Annotated in this window: 14 protein-coding genes; 7 read left to right on the top strand and 7 right to left on the bottom strand. The window is 72.2% G+C overall.

Annotated features, from left to right (window positions below; all coding sequences use genetic code 11):
• The first annotated feature begins 55 nt into the window (after positions 1–55).
• Positions 56–880 (top strand): pentapeptide repeat-containing protein, encoded by an 825-nt coding sequence (locus ACIQI8_RS02800; protein ID WP_402344016.1) that lies wholly within the window; start codon positions 56–58, stop codon positions 878–880.
• Here ACIQI8_RS02800 and ACIQI8_RS02795 read toward each other — a convergent pair.
• Positions 848–2389, bottom strand: coding sequence for a cytochrome P450 (locus tag ACIQI8_RS02795; RefSeq protein ID WP_402344014.1), 1542 nt, complete (start codon positions 2387–2389; stop codon positions 848–850). The two genes, ACIQI8_RS02800 and ACIQI8_RS02795, sit on opposite strands and share 33 nt — an antisense overlap.
• A 108-nt stretch (positions 2390–2497) precedes the next feature.
• On the opposite strand from ACIQI8_RS02795, the gene ACIQI8_RS02790 reads away from it, so the two are divergent.
• Together ACIQI8_RS02790 and ACIQI8_RS02785 are read left to right on the top strand one after the other, a co-directional pair.
• Positions 2498–3103, top strand: a complete 606-nt coding sequence (locus ACIQI8_RS02790; protein ID WP_402344011.1) for a TetR/AcrR family transcriptional regulator — start codon at positions 2498–2500, stop codon at positions 3101–3103.
• Positions 3104–3201: 98 nt separating this feature from the next.
• Positions 3202–3927: a DUF2470 domain-containing protein gene (locus ACIQI8_RS02785; protein WP_402344008.1), complete on the top strand. Its 726-nt coding sequence runs from the start codon at positions 3202–3204 to the stop codon at positions 3925–3927.
• Here ACIQI8_RS02785 and ACIQI8_RS02780 read toward each other — a convergent pair.
• From ACIQI8_RS02780 to ACIQI8_RS02765, 4 genes are all read right to left on the bottom strand, one after another.
• A complete protein-coding gene (locus ACIQI8_RS02780) occupies positions 3895–5127 on the bottom strand; it encodes a beta-propeller fold lactonase family protein (RefSeq protein WP_402344005.1) in 1233 nt (410 codons plus the stop codon). The genes ACIQI8_RS02785 and ACIQI8_RS02780 overlap by 33 nt on opposite strands.
• Positions 5128–5293: 166 nt before the next feature.
• Positions 5294–6370 (bottom strand): hypothetical protein, encoded by a 1077-nt coding sequence (locus ACIQI8_RS02775; RefSeq protein WP_402344003.1) that lies wholly within the window; start codon positions 6368–6370, stop codon positions 5294–5296.
• Positions 6371–6424: 54 nt separating this feature from the next.
• The gene (locus tag ACIQI8_RS02770) at positions 6425–7696 is read right to left on the bottom strand and encodes an aromatic acid exporter family protein (protein ID WP_402344000.1); all 1272 of its coding nucleotides are present in this window, start codon (positions 7694–7696) and stop codon (positions 6425–6427) included.
• Between the two features lie 124 nt (positions 7697–7820).
• Positions 7821–8462: a CGNR zinc finger domain-containing protein gene (locus ACIQI8_RS02765; RefSeq protein ID WP_402343997.1), complete on the bottom strand. Its 642-nt coding sequence runs from the start codon at positions 8460–8462 to the stop codon at positions 7821–7823.
• 151 nt (positions 8463–8613) lie between these two features.
• Here ACIQI8_RS02765 and ACIQI8_RS02760 point away from each other — a divergent pair, with 151 nt between their 5' ends.
• The gene (locus tag ACIQI8_RS02760; protein ID WP_402343994.1) at positions 8614–9612 is read left to right on the top strand and encodes a zinc-binding alcohol dehydrogenase family protein; all 999 of its coding nucleotides are present in this window, start codon (positions 8614–8616) and stop codon (positions 9610–9612) included.
• Between the two features lie 60 nt (positions 9613–9672).
• On the opposite strand, the gene ACIQI8_RS02755 is transcribed toward ACIQI8_RS02760, so the two are convergent.
• On the bottom strand, positions 9673–10167 hold the full coding sequence (locus ACIQI8_RS02755) for an FBP domain-containing protein (protein ID WP_402343991.1): 495 nt from the start codon (positions 10165–10167) through the stop codon (positions 9673–9675).
• 96 nt (positions 10168–10263) lie between these two features.
• Here ACIQI8_RS02755 and ACIQI8_RS02750 point away from each other — a divergent pair, with 96 nt between their 5' ends.
• On the top strand, positions 10264–11268 hold the full coding sequence (locus ACIQI8_RS02750; protein WP_402343988.1) for a DUF3626 domain-containing protein: 1005 nt from the start codon (positions 10264–10266) through the stop codon (positions 11266–11268).
• Here ACIQI8_RS02750 and ACIQI8_RS02745 read toward each other — a convergent pair.
• Entirely contained in the window at positions 11265–11936 is a 672-nt protein-coding gene (locus ACIQI8_RS02745) for a PAS domain S-box protein (protein ID WP_402343985.1), read from the bottom strand. The two genes, ACIQI8_RS02750 and ACIQI8_RS02745, sit on opposite strands and share 4 nt — an antisense overlap.
• A gap of 141 nt (positions 11937–12077) precedes the next feature.
• On the opposite strand from ACIQI8_RS02745, the gene ACIQI8_RS02740 reads away from it, so the two are divergent.
• Entirely contained in the window at positions 12078–15296 is a 3219-nt protein-coding gene (locus ACIQI8_RS02740) for a bifunctional cytochrome P450/NADPH--P450 reductase (RefSeq protein ID WP_402343982.1), read from the top strand.
• Between the two features lie 25 nt (positions 15297–15321).
• A complete protein-coding gene (locus ACIQI8_RS02735; protein WP_402343980.1) occupies positions 15322–16287 on the top strand; it encodes a phosphotransferase family protein in 966 nt (321 codons plus the stop codon).
• Positions 16288–16389: the final 102 nt, after the last annotated feature.

Genomic DNA, 16389 nt, shown 5'->3' with positions numbered 1-16389 from the left:
CCGAACGGTTCGATGATGGTCCAGGGCGGGGACCTACCTCGATAAACTGGTCTTCGTGCCAGATCAGACAGTGGAACCGACCGAACTTCGTGCCGACTGCGGGCGGTGCTTCGGGCTGTGCTGTGTCGCGCTGCCCTTCGCCCGCTCCACGGACTTCGCGATCGACAAGAAGGCCGGCAGCCCGTGCCCGAACCTGCGGGCGGACCACCGGTGCGGCATCCACGCCCGGCTGCGGCAGGAGGGGTTCAACGGCTGCACGGTCTACGACTGTTTCGGCGCCGGGCAGAAGATCTCCCAGGTCACCTTCGGCGGGCGGGACTGGCGTGAGGCGTCGAAGGAGGACGCCCGGCGGATGTTCGACGTCTTCCCGGTCGTCCGGCAGCTGCACGAACTGCTCTGGTACCTCACCGAGGCGCTGACCCTCCCGGCCGCCCGTCCGGTCCACGCCGATCTGCGGCGGTTGCTGGAGCGCACCGAGGAGCACACCCGCCGCTCGCCGGAGGAACTCACCGCGCTGGACGTGGGCGCGCACCGGCAGGAGGTCAACGTCCTGTTGCTGAAGACCAGTGAGCTGGTGCGGGCCGGCGTCCGCGGCCGCAAGAAGGAGCGCCGGGGAGCCGACCTGATCGGGGCCAGGCTCAAGGGCGCCGATCTGCGCGGCGCGAACTTCCGCGGCGCCTACCTCATCGCCGCCGACCTGACAGGTGCCGATCTGCGCGAGGCGGACATGATCGGCGCCGACCTGCGTGACGCCGATCTCACCGACGCGGATCTGACCGGCGCCTTCTTCCTCACCCAGCCGCAGGTCAACGCGGCCCGGGGAAGTGCTGGCACCCGGCTGCCGGGCTCAGTCACCCGTCCCGTGCACTGGACACCGTAGATCCGGTGCCGGCGAGTCGTCCGGTGTCGGCGCGGCCGACGTGCTCGCCGTCCGCCGGTCCAGGTGCAGGCGCAGGCCGTCCGGCATCAGCGTGAGCCGTTCGGTCACGCGCAGTCGGTAATCCGGGTCGGGCCGCAGGTCGTAGCGGCGCAGCAGCAGGCCGAGCACCAGCGTGGCCTCGTGCAGCGCGAACTGCCGCCCGATGCACGCCCGCGCGCCCGTCCCGAACGGCTTGAAGGTGTGGGGGACGCGGGAGCGGACGGACTTCGGGTCGAAGCGGTCGGGGTCGAAGCGTTCGGCGTCCGCGCCCCACACCTCCGGATCGCGGTGCAGCATCGCCGTGAGGACCAGCGCCCAGGCGCCGCGCCGCATCGGATGGCCGCCCGCCAGCACCGTGTCCTCGCGGGCCTCCCGGGCGAAGGCCGGCGCCGTCGGCCACAGCCGCAACGCCTCGTCCAACACCCGCCGTACATAACGCAACTTGGCCACCTGGTCGTACCCCGGCACCACGGCGTCACCCCAGACGCCGTCCACCTCGGCACGCGCCCGGGCCGCGACCTCGGGGTGCAGAGACAGATAGTGCAGGGCGAAGGAGAGCGCCCCCGAGGTCGTCTCGTGCCCGGCCACCAGGAACGTGATGACCTGCCGGCGGACGTTCTGCGCGGACAGCCGCTCGCCGGTCCGCGGATGCGCCGTCTCCAGCATCCGGTCGAGCAGATCGCCGTCACCGTCGGCGCTCGACGCACGGCGGGCCTCGACCAGCTCGTCGACCGTGCGGTTGAGGTACGAGATGTCGGCCGCGTTCCGTCGTGAGGCGCTCCGCAGCAGGTACGGGGCCAGTGGCGAGGGCACGGTGTTGAGCCGTTGCGCATAGGTGAGCGTGCCGACCATCGCGGAGACGAAGGGGTGTGGCCGGGAGCGTTCGAAGGACCCGAAGTCGTGCCCGAACCCGGTGCGCGCGATGGTCTCCAGGGTCAGCTTGGTCATGTCGCCGGGCACGTCCACCGCCCGCCCCGCCGTCAGCTCGCGGTCCCAGTGGTCGGTGAGCCGCCCGGCCACCGCCAGCATCATCGGGTGGTAGGCCTCCATGGCCTCCCGGCTGAATCCCGGCGCCAGGACGTCGTGCGCCAACTGCCAGTTCGGCTCGTGGTTGTACGCCGTGAACAGTCCGTCGCCGGCCACCGGCCGCAGGTTGGCGATCCCGAGACCGACGTGCTTGGCGAAACGTGACTCATCGGCCATGTCGGCCGCGGCCTCGGCGCCCCACACGAACACGAACTCCTTGCCGAACGCCTTGCGCCGGAACACCGGACCCAGCTGCCGGGCGTAGCGCAGGGTGTCCTGCAGCGGCGTGCGCCGACTGGCGCCGATGACGTCACCGAGGAAGGGGACCCGGTGCGGCGGATGCGGGATGCGGTGCAGCTCCGGCCAGCCCTGTTCGGCACTGCGGAAGCCCTTCGGGAGTCCGTTCCCGCCCGTCGTCCTCGGCGCCGTGTCCGTCTCCGCCATGACGCGATCTCCCTTGATGCAGCGGCAGGTTGAGCATGTTGTACGTGGGTTCAATAGTGCGATTCAGTCTGATCCCCTTGTTGAACTCACGTCAAGTAAAGTGCGGGGATGGCCGCGAACCAGGGCGAGCGCACGCGCCGCCGACTCAGCACCGAGGCGCGCAGGGAGCAACTGCTGTCCGTCGGTGCGCGGCTGTTCTCGGAGAGCCCGTACGACGAGGTGTGGATCGAGCAGGTCGCCGAGATCGCCGGCGTCTCGCGCGGGCTGCTCTACCACTACTTCCCGACGAAGCGGAACTTCTTCGCTGCGGTCGTCGAGCGCGAGAGCGAGCGCATGCTGCACATGACGGCGGCCGTGCCCGGGGTGCCCGTTCGCGAGCAGCTCACCGCCGGTCTCGACACCTACCTGACGTACGTGGAGGCGCACGCCCACGGCTTCCGCGCCTTCCACCGCGCCGACGCGGCCGGTGACCAGGCCGTGCGGCGCGTCTACCAGCGGGCGTTGGCGGCCCAGGAGCGGCAGATCCTGCTGGCGCTCGCCGCTGACCCGGAGTTCGGCCCGCTCTTCGAGCACGGTCCCGTCGTCCGGCTCGCGGTCCGTGGCTGGCTGGCCTTCACGACCGCCGTGTGCCTGGAGTGGCTGCGGGATTCGGAGTTGACGCGGGAGCAGGTACGGGACCTGTGCGCCCGGGCCCTGCTGGGAGTCATCGCCTGAGAGGAATCACCCGAGGGGACGCGCCGAGTGCGTCCCCGTGGTTGGCGTGCGCCTCGATCTTCGGTAAGTTAGGCAAGGCTTACCTAAGGAGGTTCGGAATGGGTGACAGCCAGGCCTGGACGGCCGCGCCCCCCGCCGCGGAACGCGCCCGCTCGGTGCTCGCCGCCGCGTGGTCCTGCGCGGTGACCGGGGAGGGCGGCCGCGAGGAGTTCGTCGGCGCGCACACCGTGACCGACGACGGCCGGGTGCTGGTGGAGGTGCCCGAGGACAGCGCGCTCAACGCGGCCGCGATCTGCGCGCCCCGCGGCGAGCCGTCCGCCGTCCTGGAGTTCGCCGACGTCGCACCCGTCCCGGTCCGCAACCGTATCCGCGCCAGACTCTGGCTCGCGGGGTACTTCACGCCGGAGGACGGCCAACTCGCCTTCCAGGCCACGCGCGTGGTGCTGCGCCCGCCGACCGGGGCGGTCGTCGTCGCCCTCGACGAGTTCGCCGCCGCCGCACCCGACCCGCTCGCCACCGCGGAGCCCCGGCTGCTCACCCACCTCGCCGACTGCCACGCCGACGCCGTCGAGCGCCTGACCCGCCTCGTCGACCGCGACAGCCTGCATGGCGCGGTCCGCGTCCAGCCCCTGGCCGTGGACCGGCACGGACTGACGCTGCGCATCGAGCGCAACCGCACCCACGGCGACGTACGACTGCCCTTCCACAAGCCCGCCGACGACGTCGGACAGCTCACGGAACGCATGCACGTCCTGCTCACGCAGGCGAGCAGCGCCTCCTGCCCGCGCCCGCTACAGCGGCAGCGCACAGACGGCGACGGGTGAGGCGAACGGCGCACCCGCGAGCCGGAGTTCACCACTGCCCTCGTCCACGTGGAAGACGCTGACCGTGCCGGACTTCTGGTTCGCCGCGAACAGCAGCGTCCCGTCCGGCGAGAAGGCGATCTGCCTCGGGAAGTCGCCGGACACCGGAACCGTGTCGAGCAGTCTCAGCCGCGCGCCGTCCGCCTCCACGGCGTAGCGCGCCAGGCTGTTGTGACCCCGGTTGGCGAGGTAGGCGTAGGCGCCGTTCGGCGTGACCAGGATCTGCGCCGGGTAGTTGGTGCCCGAACCCGAGCCGGTGGCTTGCGGTGCGCCGATCGTGAGACGGCCGCCGGCCGGGTCGTAGGCGCAGACCGCGACCGTGTCGTCGACCTCGTTCGCCAAGTAGGCGTACCGCCCGCCGGGGTGGAAGGTGAGATGGCGCGGACCGGCGCCCGGGCGGGTCTGCGCGCGCGACGTCTCGGTGAGCCTGCCGGTGCTCCCGTCGAGTCGGTAGGTGTAGACGGTGTCGGTGCCCAGGTCGACGGCGAGCACATGGCCGCCGTCCGGGCTGGTGGTGAACTGGTGGGCGTGCGGGCCCTGTTGGCCCGGTCCGGGCGCCGGGCTGGAGTGCGTGACCAGGTCGGTTCGCTCGCCGAGCGCGCCCGAGCCGTCGATGGGGTGCACGGCCACGCTGCCGGAGGTGTAGTTCGCGCTCAGCAGCCACTTCCCGCTCGGATGCACGGAGAGATGGCAGGGTCCCGCTCCGCCCGTGCCGCGGCTGCCCAGGACTTTGCGGTCGGCGATGCGTACGGCGGTCACGGTGCCGGCCTGGCGCTCGTTCACGGCGTACAGGGTGCGGCCGTCGGGATGCACTGCGAGGTACGAGGGGTCGGCGACGCCCGTGATCGTGCCCGTACCGGTGATCTTTCCGGTCGCGGAGTCATAGGTGGCGAGGCCGATGCCCTTTCCGCCGCCGTCGACGGAGGTGTAGGTGCCGAGGTAGAGGGGGCGGGGGCCGGCGGATTCCGGCGCGGGCCGCTGTCCGGTGGCGGGCTGATCCTTCTGGGCCACCGCCCGGTCGGGAGTCGTCGCGGCGGACGTCGGCGTGGATCTGGGCGTGGCCGGCGCGGGCAGCGCCGTCACGGCGGCCGTTCCCGCGAGCGCCCCCACGAAACGGCGCCTGCTCCAGCCGCCGTTCGTTGCTCCAGTCCCACTGCTCATGTCCGCACCTCAGGTGATCGGTCGCCCCGGTCGTGACAGCCACCTTGACGTGGACCACACGGCGGACGCAAGAACGGCACCGGGCGTTGCGCGGAGTGCAACGCCCGGACGGAGGGCGGGAGGCTCTGCGCCGTGCGAAAAGCTCCGCACTGCGGAACGTCGTGGCCTACCAGTCGCCGTCCTTCACCGGCTTGCCCGGCGCGTCGCCCAGTGGCTTGACCTGGTGCGGAGCGGGCGGCTCCCAGGGCTCGTGGTCGTCGCCGAGCCAGTCGCCGACCGGCTTGACGCCCTCCAGGGTGTCCGTGGGGGCGAGATCCTGCGCGTCCTGGTCGTAGTAGTCGTACCAAGGCAGCCCCGCGCGCGTGTACGCGGCCCGGTCCACCGGCGACGGCGGGGGAGCCTCCCCGGTGATGCGGCGCCACTCCGGAGGCGTCACCAGATGGACGAAGACACGCCCGGCGGACTCCTCGGCCCAGTCCTTGAGCGGCCGGTCGTCCTTGTAGACCTCTTGCTGCATCGAGCCGCCGACGCCGAGGCCCATCGCCGCGGCGGCCTTCCGCGGGGCCGCCGGCGGGACCGGCCCACCGCTCGGAGCGGCGGCCGCCATGGGCATCGCCGCGCCGTAACCCCCGGCATCCATGGGCATCGCGGCGCCGTAACCATCGGCCTCCATGACCGCCCGCTCACGCTCCGCCCGGCGCCGTTCCTCCGCCCGCCACTCGGCCAGCTTCTGCTCCTTGAGCGGGAAGGACTGCAGCTGTACGCCGCCCCAGACCTCCTCGCCCGTGACCTGGCCCTCGACGGTCGCGCCCAGCCCCAGCGGCACCGCCACGAACTGGCGGACGGTGCCCTTGCCCGAGTTGATGCCGTCCAGCCAGGGCTGGCGGGGCAGTACGACGTAGTTCTGGGGCTTCCGGGCGAGCCGGTCGCTCCACGGCTTCCCGGAGACCGCGCACACCTTGCCGACCCCGACCTGCAGAGCGGCCGGTTCGGTGGTCCCGCCGAAGCTCAGCCACATCGCCTCGCGCAGGTACACCGGCAGCATCACACCGCCGCGCGCACGCCACTCCTCGGGCACCGTGTCGGGGAAGTCGGCGACCCGCCGGACCGGGAACTCACCGAGCCCCGGCGGCAGCGGATGAGTGCCCGTCTCGGGCAGCCGCAGGGTGCGGACGAACCGCACCGCCACTCCGCCCGGCAGCCGCAGTGTGTTCCCGTCGATCCGCACGGTGCTCTCGGTCATCCGCCCGCCCCCTCGTAGCCAGTGCCGGAAACGTACGTCGCCCCGGTGACTTCGTCACCTAGAACGACGGCCGGTACCGGGACGGTTCCGGCGCAGGGCGTCCGGAACGCGCGGCAGCTCGGAATCGTGCAGGGCCTCCTGGAGCCGGGTCAGCCGCGGCATGCGCTCGCGCTGCTCCTGGGAGACGCGGTCCAGTTCCTCCAGGAGCCGACGCGAGCGGTGCTCGGTGTCCAACTCGTCCAGGGTGCGGTTGACCTCCGTCAGCACGGCGCCGTACAGCTGCCAGGTGCGGGCGTCGCGCTGGACCTCCTCCAGGAGCAGCAGGGCCAGCTTGTCGCGCGTGGCCGCCGCCTGGCGCAGCTCGGCGGCGAGCCGGGCCTCCGCCGACTCCGCGCTCTTGCTGACGTCGGAGGTGACCAGCACGGCGAAGCTGACCACGGCGTCCGCGACCTCCGACAGCAACCGTTCCACCACGCTCCCCGTCTCGGCCGGGAACAGCGGCTCGGGGTCCCGCTCCTTGGCGAGGTCGGTGAAGGTGCGCGCGAGCACCCGCAGCACCACCGTGCAGATCTCCAGCGTGTCCAGCCCCGTCCGCAGCACCACCCGGTGCAGCAGCCCCTCACGCACGCGTGGATTGAGCCGCAGACTGTCCTCGGCCTGCCGCAGCGCCGCGTCCACGTCGATGATGTCGTGGTCGAGCTGGCGCGCCTCGTACAGCCGCTGGGTCGCGTGTTCCACCGGCGTACGCCCCGCGGCCTCCTCGCCCATCCGCAGCATCAGCCGCCGCACCCGCCGGGCCAGCCCCTCGATCGACTCGCCCGCCTCCTCGACCCACACCGGCGGTGCGAGGAGCAGATTGCAGCCGAGCCCGACGACCGCGCCGATCAGCGTCTCCACCACCCGCGCCCACGCCGTGTCCCCGACGGTCGTCACCCCGAGCACCAGCATCGCGCTGATCGCCACCTCGGGCACGTACTCGTCGACCCGCACCAGCCGTCCCACGGCCAGCGAGGCCAGGATCAGCAGGGCGAGACTCCACCAGGTCAGGCCCACCAGAAGGCTGAAGGCGATGGCGACCAGTACGCCGGCCACGACGGCGTTCACGCGGCGGATGCCGTTGGTGAGCGTGGCGTACAGGGTGACCTGGACGACCAGCAGGGCCGTCAGCGGGGCGGTGAGCGGCGCGGGCTCGGGGCTCAGGCGCAGGGCGATGACGTAGGCGACCGTCGCCGCGACCGCCGATCGCAGCGTCTGGACGACCACGGGGTCCCTGTGACGCTTCACGAAGCGCACGAGGGACGTCCTCCACTCACGTACATCACGCATCCTCGGGCCCTTCCCCTTCTACCTTCGCATCGAACCCGTGATCGCGACCGGACAACGAAATCCGTGAGCGGACATCAAGGACCGTCAGCGCAGAAAAGCCCCGTCGTCGGGGAAGGGCGCGTGACTACGTCGTCGATCTGCGGTCCGTCGGATCACCGGCCCGCGAGGGGTTCGACGTGGCCCGGCTGCGCGACCGGTAACCGGCGACCTTCGCCAGGTTCCCGCAGCGCTCCATGGAGCACCAACGTCGGCGCCGGGCCTGGGAGTCGTCGAGGAACAGCAGTGAACAGCCCGGGTTCCCGCACTTCTTGACCCGCTCCAACAGGGGACCGCCCACCAGGAGGACGGCGTCCCGGGCGACCGTGGCCAGCGCCGCGCGGGCGGGTTGGCGCGCGGTCCAGTGCACCGGGCCCAGTTGGGGAGCGAGGTCGGGCCGCGCGGCCACGTCGTTGACGCGCCGCACGTCGGCCGCGTCCGGTCGGCCCCCGTCCATGGCGGCCCGCAGGACCCGGTGGATCGCCTCGCGCAGGACACGGGCCTCGGCGAGGTCCCGGGCGGTCACCCGCACAGGCTCGTCGCCCGCGGCCAGCTCCGCCTCCGTGAACCAACGGGACAGCGCGTCGGCGTCCGGGATCCGCTCCAGCGGGGTGGCGTACCGCTTGCCGAGCGTGGCCACGAAGTCCAGACAGGGGCGTCCGCCGATGAAGGGGAAGGCGAGAGCCGGGTCGACGGGTGCGAGGTCGGCCGGGACGGGGGTGCTGCTCATGGGGTGAGGGTACACCGGTTCATACGGTGTCGCAGTGAAAGCCCGTGGCTGAGCCGCAGCCCTTGACACCGGTTGAAGTGGTGTCGGATGGTGACACCACTTCAACCGGTGTCGGCCGGTGAGTGGCTGCGACAGGAAGAGCGGGTGCGGTATGCGTGCGGTACGGATCGACGAGTTCGGCGGGCCCGAGGTGCTGGTGCCGGTCGAGGTGCCCGACCCCGTGGCGGGACCCGGGGAGGTGCTGGTGCGGATCGCGGCGGCGGGCGTGAACCGCGCCGACGCGCTGATCAGGTCCGGGCGCTACCACCGGGCCGGGCGCCCGCCGCTGATTCCCGGGGCCGAGGCGGCGGGAGTCGTCGCGGCGGTGGGGGAGGGGGTGTCCGGACTCGCGGTCGGACAGCGGGTGATGGCGCTGGACGGGATCGACGCTCCTGGTTTCTACGCCGAGTTGGCGGCGGTGCCGGCCGAGCGGGTGACCGCCCTGCCGGACGGTCTGGGTCTCACCGAGGCGGCCACGCTGCCCGTCGCCTGGCTCTCCGCCTGGTACTGCCTGCGGAGTCTTGCCCGAGTCACCAAGGAGGACACGGTGGTGGTGAAGGCCGCCGCCAGCGGGGTCGGGACGGCGGCCGTGCAGATCGCCGCCGAGGCCGGAGCCCGGGTGATCGCACTCGCGGGGTCGGCCGAAAGGGCCGCGTGGGCAGGGGGGTTCGGGGCTCAGGACGTCCTGGACACCTCCGCGTTCCCAGGCGACGCGGAGGTCGACGAGATCCTCCGGCTGACCGACGGGCGCGGCGCCGACGTCGTCCTGGACACCGTCGGTGGCCGCGCGTTCGGACGGAGCCTGCGCGAGGTGGGCCACGGCGGCCGGGTCGTCGCGCTCGCCAACGTCGCGCTGGAGCCGAGCACCGTCGACACCCGCGACTTCTATCCGAAGAACGCGGCGATCCTCGGCTTCCAGCTCACCAACCTCCAGATCCACGGCTACGACCCCCGCCCCGACCTGCGTGAACTGGCCGATCGGGTCGCCGCCGGGGCCTATCGGGTGCCGGTGGAGACCGTCCTGCCCCTCGAAGAGGCCCGGGCCGCGCACGAGCGGCTGGCGAACCGGGACCACCGGGGCAAGATCGTGCTGGCGGTGGCGGATCTCTGACGGGCCTCCCTCGGGCCTACGGCCTGAAGGGCCTCCCTCGGGCCTACGGCTCTGTCGGCGTCAGACGTACAGCTTGTCCAGGAAGGCCGACAGATTGCCCGTGGTCCGGGCGATCTGCTCGTCCAGGGTGAGGCTCTCCTCGAACCGGGCACCGCTCTGCGAGATCTTCTTGCCGCGGAGGTAGAGGGAGCAGGCGAGGTCGGCGCACATGTACACGCCGACGGAGTTCCCGTCACGGCCCGCCTGGCCGGCCTTCCGCGCGGTCATGAGGGAGACGCCGCCGCGCGGGTGGGTGGTCAGGCACAGCGAGCACATGCTGCGGTGCATGTAGCCGTTCTGCGGGGGCGGAAAGCGGAGGGTCACCCCCACGAGTCCCGTCCCGCGCTCGGTGACCAGGTAGCTGCGGTCCGGTGCCCCGGGATCACGCCAGCCGAGGAAGTCGAGGTCGTCCCAGGGGCGTTGGTCCAGGTCACGGGGGATCGCGAGGCGTTTGGCCTCTCCCTTCGAGCAGTTCACAAATGAGTTGCGGATGTCGTGCTCGGCGAGTGATCTCATGTAAGGGCTCCTGGGTCGGCCGGCGGGTCCCATCGGGAAAAACCTAGGGTTCCTAGGTTCTGAGCGATGGTATATAGCTTAAGCGAGGGGAAGCCAATGGATTTCGGGCACGTCGGGCCGTCGCGGGCGCGCCGGGCACTGAGGCATGTCGCGGCCCTGTCCGCGGGACCGGCTGTCGCCCCGCACCACCGGATCACCCTGAACTTCCACCCCGACCGGTTCGCGGGCGACCTCCCGGTCCTCCTGAGGCTGGCCCGGGACGGCGCCTATCACTCGCAGTTCGTCACGGGCACCAGCAACGGCGGCCTCACCGCGCACCCCGGCGGCGACCGCTGGCGCTGGGAGAGCCGGATCTTCGGCGGTGCCTACGACGATGCCGTCCCGCACGACCGACCCGTGTACGGCGCCCTGAACTTCCGGCACCAAGTGGTGGGCGCCGCCCCGCGGTTCGGCTCCTCGCACTTCCGGCTCGCCCCGGCCGCCCTCACTCGCGCCACCTTCTGCTATCCCGACAGCGCGGCCGAGCCGACCGACTTCGGCGTCGCCGCCGGCATGTCCCTGATCGCCCAGGCCGAGGCCGACGACCGGGACGCTCTCGACGACTACATCGAGGCACAGGTGCACGGCGGAGTCGTACTGGTCGAGGACGTGGAGGCCCTGGTCCTCGACGCGAGCTACCGGGGCACACCGGTCGAGGCCGCGGCGGAGCGCCTGCCGTGCGCGGTCGAGTGGCACCCGGGGTACGTCCTGTCCGTGCCCAGGCTGCGCCGGCACGCCGACTTCCGAGGGCAGGAGTACGTCGACCTCGGTGCCCGGATCGCCGAGGGCGGCCGCATCGACCCACGGATCATCGGCGACGCGGCCCGCACCGGACGGTACGAGCTGCAGGACCTCAAGAAGGTGTGGCACACGTTGGCCCGTTTCGGGGCGCCGGAGGGGGCGGGGACGGCCAACGGGTCGGGGGCGGTGAAGGGATTGGGGCCGGAGGAGGGAGTGGAGGCACCGGCAGGTTCCACGGAGGGTCGGTCGGCCTCGGTGGCGAGCCCTCCGCCTCCGCGGGGAACGGCGCTTCCGCCGAAGGAGACCGCGACCCCGCGCTAACCGGTGCCGGCAGCGGCGCCGGAGTCCGCCCCGGCCGCCGGCACCGGCGGCCACACCCCCACCACGAGCACCCCCGTCGCATAGGCCCGCGCCACCAGTTCCGTCCGGGTCGCCGCGCCCCACCGGGCCGACAGCCGCCGCAGGTGATAGGTGACGCCGTCCGTGGTGAGCCCGGTCTCGCGGGCCGCCCTGGCGGTGGTGGCGCCCCCGGCGAGCAGCGCCAGGATGCGGGCCTCCACCGGTGTGACGGGCGTGCCCCGCTCCGGTGACTCCGCGCTCGGCTCGCGCTCGCCGAGGACGCGCAGCATCACCAGCAGAGCGGGCGTGTCCTCCGCGGTGTCGCTCACCGGATCGGCCGTGAGCTCGCCGTACCGCTCGGCCCCGCCCTCCGCCCGCCACCGCACCGAGACCTGGTAGCGCGACCGGTGCCGCAGCCGCAGCGCCTCCGCGATCCGCTCCACCTGAGTCGTCTCCTGCGGCTGGAACAACTCCAGCACGTCCCGGCCGCGCAGCCGCCCCGGTGTCGTACCGCACTCCGCCGCCATCGCCGGATTGGCCAGCTGGACCATGCCGTACACATCGCACACCGCGACCGGCACCGCGACCCGGTCGAAGACCATGAGGGCACGGTTGCGCCACACCACCGCCTCGGGAGGGGTCCAGTCCATTCGCACCTCCTCGGGTTCAGCGCAAGGGCCAGGTGTGTCCGTCCACTACACAATCATGCAGTGCGGCAGCGCAGCACCCCGCCCCACCTGGACCAACCTGGATCGCAGTACTCCCGTACCGCGAAAGGCAGTTGTCGCGCCATGCCCCCCACCGCGCTGCACCCCCACACCTCCCACGCCACGCACACCACCGACACACACCCCGGCGTCCCCGTCGTCGACATCACCGCCACCGGACCCGGACGCACGCCGATCCAGCAGGTCATGGCCCTCATGCGGGAGCACGGGCCGGTGCTCGTGCGGCGGCTGCACGGGCGGGACACGCTGTTCGTCGGTGATCTGGATCTGGTGGCCGACCTCGCCGACGAGAAGCGGTTCGCCAAGCATGTCGGGCCCGCTCTGGAGAACGTCCGGGAGTTCGCCGCCGACGGGCTGTTCACGGCGTACAACGACGAGCCCAACTGGGCGCGGGCGCACGACATTCTGATGCCGGCCTTCGCGCTGGGCTCAATGCGCACGTATCACCCCGTGATGCTGGAGGTGGCTCGTCGGCTGATCAGCTCGTGGGACGGGGCCGCCGGCGCCGGGCAGGCCGTGAACGTGCCCGACGACATGACCCGGATGACCCTCGACACCATCGGACTGGCCGGGTTCGGTTACGACTTCGGGTCGTTCGGGCGGGACGAACCCCATCCCTTCGTCGAGGCCATGGTCCGCTGCCTGGAGTGGAGCATGCACCGGCTCGCCCGCACCCCGGGCGAGGACCACTCCGCCGCCGACGCGGCCTTCCGGGACGACGCCGGCTACCTCGCCCAGGTCGTCGACGATGTCATCGCCTCCCGCACCGGCGCCGACCGACTCGACGCCGAGGACCTGCTCGGGCTGATGCTCACCGCCCGCCACCCCGCCGACGGCAGCACGCTCGACACCGCCAACATCCGCAACCAGGTCATCACCTTCCTGATCGCCGGACACGAGACGACCTCCGGCGCGATGTCCTTCGCGCTGTACCACCTCGCCAAGGACCCGACCGCGCTGCGGCTCGTCCAGCGTGAGGTCGACGCGCTCTGGGGCGACCGGACGGACCCCGAGCCGACATACGAGGAGGTCGGCAGGCTGACGTACACCCGGCAAGTGCTCAACGAGGCGCTGCGGCTGTGGCCGACGGCCGCCGCCTTCAGCCGGCACGCGCTGGCGGACACGCTGCTCGGCGGCCGGATCCCGCTGCGTGCCGGACAGGCCGTCACCGTGCTGGCGCCGATGCTGCACCGGCAGCCCGTCTGGGGCGACAACCCCGAGCTGTTCGACCCCGCGCGGTTCACCCCGGAGGCGGAGGAGGCGCGCCCGGTGCACGCCTTCAAGCCCTTCGGCACCGGCGAACGCGCCTGCATCGGGCGGCAGTTCGCCCTGCACGAGGCGACCATGCTGCTGGCCATGCTGGTCCACCGCTACCGGCTGCACGACCACGCCGACTACGCGCTCCAGGTGAAGGAGACCCTCACCCTCAAGCCCGAGGGCTTCACCCTGACGCTCACTCCGCGCACCTCCGCCGACCGGACCCACGGTTCGCTGCCCGGCGTGAATCCCACGGCCACGGCATCGCTCTCCGCTCCGGACACGCTCCCCGCCCGCGTCCGTCCCGGCACCCGCGCCCTCTTCCTGCACGGCAGCAACTACGGCACCTGCCGTGAGTTCGCCGCCCGACTCGCCGACGAGGCCGCCGAGTTCGGCTGCGAGACCGAGGTCGCGTCGCTCGATGACTTCAGCACAGGCCTGCCCACCGACCGGCCCGTCGTCATCACCGCCGCCTCCTACAACGGCCGCCCCACCGACGACGCCACCGCCTTCGCCGCCCGGCTGGAGGAGACGCACGACCTGACGGACGTCAGCTATGCCGTCCTCGGCGTCGGCGACCGCAACTGGGCCGCCACCTATCAGCACTTCCCGACCCGGATCGACGAACGCCTCACCGAGCTGGGCGCCGTCCGCCTGACCGACCGCGTCGCCGCCGACGCCTCCGGCGATCTCACCGGCGCCGTAGGGGAGTTCACGGCTCGGCTGCGGACGGCCCTGCTGGACAAGTACGGCGACCCGGAGGCCACCGCCGCCCCGGCCGACCAAGAACCCACGAGCGCCTACGAGGTGCGCGCCCTGACCGGCGGTTCCCTCGACGCCCTCGCCGCACGGCACGGCCTCGTCCCCATGACCGTCACCGAGGCCCGCGACCTCACCGCCCCCGGACACCCGCGCCGCAAGCGCCTGGTCCGTGTGGCGCTCCCGGACGGCACCGCCTACCGCACGGCCGACCACCTCACCGTCCTGCCCGTCAACGCCCCGGCCCTCGTCGCCCGCGCCGCCACCGCACTCGGCGTCGACCCGGACGAGGTCCTGGACATCCGCGCGACCCGCCCACGGCGCGACGGACTCGCGGTGGACCGGCCTTTGACGGTACGTCAACTGCTTGCGCACCACGTCGAGTTGCAGGAGCGCCCGACCCCGGCCCAACTGGTCGCGCTCGCCGCCGCGAACCCGTGTCCGCCCGAGAAGGCCGCCCTCGGCGCCCTCTCCGCACTCACCGCCGACGACCCGCGCACCCTCGTCGAGGTGATCGAGGATCACCCCGCGCTGCGCGGCGCTTTGACCTGGCCGCAGCTCCTGGAGATCCTCACCCCGCTGCGCCCCCGCCACTACTCCGTCTCCTCCTCGCCCGCAGTCGACCCCGCCCACGTCGATCTCATGGTCTCCCTGCTGGAGGCACCCGCCCGCTCCGGCAACGGCGTCTACCGGGGCACGGGGTCGGGTTATCTCGCCGACATCGAGCCGGGCGACACCCTGTACGCCCGGATCCAGCCCTGCCGAGAGGCCTTCCGCATCGATCCCGGTGACACCTCGACCCCGCTGATCATGGTGGCGGCGGGTACCGGCCTCGCCCCCTTCCGCGGCGCCGTCGCCGACCGCACCGCCGCCCGAACCGCGGGCACCGAACTCGCACCCGCGCTCTGCTACTTCGGCTGCGACGCGCCCGACGCCGACTTCCTGCACGCCGAGGAACTGCGCGCCGCCGAGGCCATCGGGGCCGTCTCCCTCCGGCCGGCCTTCAGCACGGTCCCGGCGGGCGGCGTGACCTACGTGCAGCACCGCATCGCGGCCGAGAGTGACGAGGTCTGGGACTTGCTCGGCGCCGGGGCCCGCGTCCTCGTCTGCGGTGACGGATCACGTATGGCGCCCGGTGTGCGGGACGCGTTCCGTACGCTGTACCGCAACCGCACGCCCGGCGCGGACGGAGCGGCTGCCGACAACTGGATCAACGGGCTGATCACGGACGGACGGTACGTCGAGGACGTGTACGCCGCCGGCTGAACCGAACGGGGAGAGGTGGCGCACAGTGACGGACACCTGGGAACGGGCCCGACGCGTATTGGAGGCGGCCGGTATCCCGCCCGAACGGCTCGCCCGCCTCACCCCCTTGACCGGCGGCACCTACAACTCCGTGGAGGATCTCCGCCTCACCGACGGCGCCCGCTACATCCTGAAGGTCGCGCCCGACAGCGAGGGCCTGCGTCACGAGCGCCGACTCCTCGTCTCCGAGGCGGAGTTCTACGAGGGGGCGGCGCACGTGGACGTACCGGCTCCGCGGGTCGTGGCGGCCGGCGGGCCCTGGCTGCTCATGACCGCCTGTCCGGGCGAGCCCTGGGGCGACTCGCTCCATGCGGACGAACAGCTGGACCTGCGCACGGAGTTGGGCCGTCTGGTGGCCCGCCTGCACCGCGTCACCGGACCGGGCTTCGGCTATCCGTCCGGCGCACTCGGAGCGCTCGCCCCCCACTGGCGCGCGGCCTTCACCGGCATGCTCGACGCCGTCCTCGACGACGCCCGCCGCTACCGGCCCCGACTGCCCCGCCCCGTCGAGGAGATCGCCCGCACGCTGCGGACCGCTCACGACGCACTCGACGAGGTCACCACCCCGAGCCTCGTCCACTTCGACCTGTGGCCGGGCAACATCCTGGTGGACCGCTCGACGCCCCGGGCGAGCATCGGCGGGTTGATCGACGGGGAGCGCATGTTCTGGGGCGACCCCCTTGCCGACTTCGTCTCCCTGGCGCTGCTGGGCGACATCAGGAAGGACGAGGCGTTCCTCGCGGGCTACCGGGAGGCGGGCGGCCGGGCCGAGTTCGACGGCCCGGCACTGCTGCGGCTCGCGCTCTACCGCGCGTACCTCTACCTGATCATGCTCACGGAAGTGGTCCCGCGCGGCGGGGACACGGGACCCGACAGCTGGGTCCAGGAAGCGGTCGCCCCGGAACTCGTCGCGGCGCTGGACCATATCGAGGAGCTGTCCACCAGGTCCTGACTTTCCCCTCGTCTTACCTCACTACGTGAACTAAGGGTTGTCAGAAAGTCGCGCAGGCCCTGTCCCGAGGGGTATGTTGCAGGTCGAACCGGGTTAGAAGGG

The sequence above is a fragment of the Streptomyces sp. NPDC092369 genome (assembly GCF_044755245.1).
Taxonomy (GTDB): domain Bacteria; phylum Actinomycetota; class Actinomycetes; order Streptomycetales; family Streptomycetaceae; genus Streptomyces.
The sequence above is the reverse complement of the archived record's forward strand: the minus strand, read 5'-3'. Positions and strand labels throughout refer to the sequence as shown.

Coding starts and splice junctions, on each gene's coding strand:
- ACIQI8_RS02795 (WP_402344014.1), bottom strand. CDS start 2,389: ATGGCGGAGACGGACACGGCGCCGAGGACGACGGGCGGGAACGGACTC.
- ACIQI8_RS02790 (WP_402344011.1), top strand. CDS start 2,498: ATGGCCGCGAACCAGGGCGAGCGCACGCGCCGCCGACTCAGCACCGAG.
- ACIQI8_RS02785 (WP_402344008.1), top strand. CDS start 3,202: ATGGGTGACAGCCAGGCCTGGACGGCCGCGCCCCCCGCCGCGGAACGC.
- ACIQI8_RS02780 (WP_402344005.1), bottom strand. CDS start 5,127: ATGAGCAGTGGGACTGGAGCAACGAACGGCGGCTGGAGCAGGCGCCGT.
- ACIQI8_RS02775 (WP_402344003.1), bottom strand. CDS start 6,370: ATGACCGAGAGCACCGTGCGGATCGACGGGAACACACTGCGGCTGCCG.
- ACIQI8_RS02770 (WP_402344000.1), bottom strand. CDS start 7,696: ATGCGTGATGTACGTGAGTGGAGGACGTCCCTCGTGCGCTTCGTGAAG.
- ACIQI8_RS02765 (WP_402343997.1), bottom strand. CDS start 8,462: ATGAGCAGCACCCCCGTCCCGGCCGACCTCGCACCCGTCGACCCGGCT.
- ACIQI8_RS02760 (WP_402343994.1), top strand. CDS start 8,614: ATGCGTGCGGTACGGATCGACGAGTTCGGCGGGCCCGAGGTGCTGGTG.
- ACIQI8_RS02755 (WP_402343991.1), bottom strand. CDS start 10,167: ATGAGATCACTCGCCGAGCACGACATCCGCAACTCATTTGTGAACTGC.
- ACIQI8_RS02750 (WP_402343988.1), top strand. CDS start 10,264: ATGGATTTCGGGCACGTCGGGCCGTCGCGGGCGCGCCGGGCACTGAGG.
- ACIQI8_RS02745 (WP_402343985.1), bottom strand. CDS start 11,936: ATGGACTGGACCCCTCCCGAGGCGGTGGTGTGGCGCAACCGTGCCCTC.
- ACIQI8_RS02740 (WP_402343982.1), top strand. CDS start 12,078: ATGCCCCCCACCGCGCTGCACCCCCACACCTCCCACGCCACGCACACC.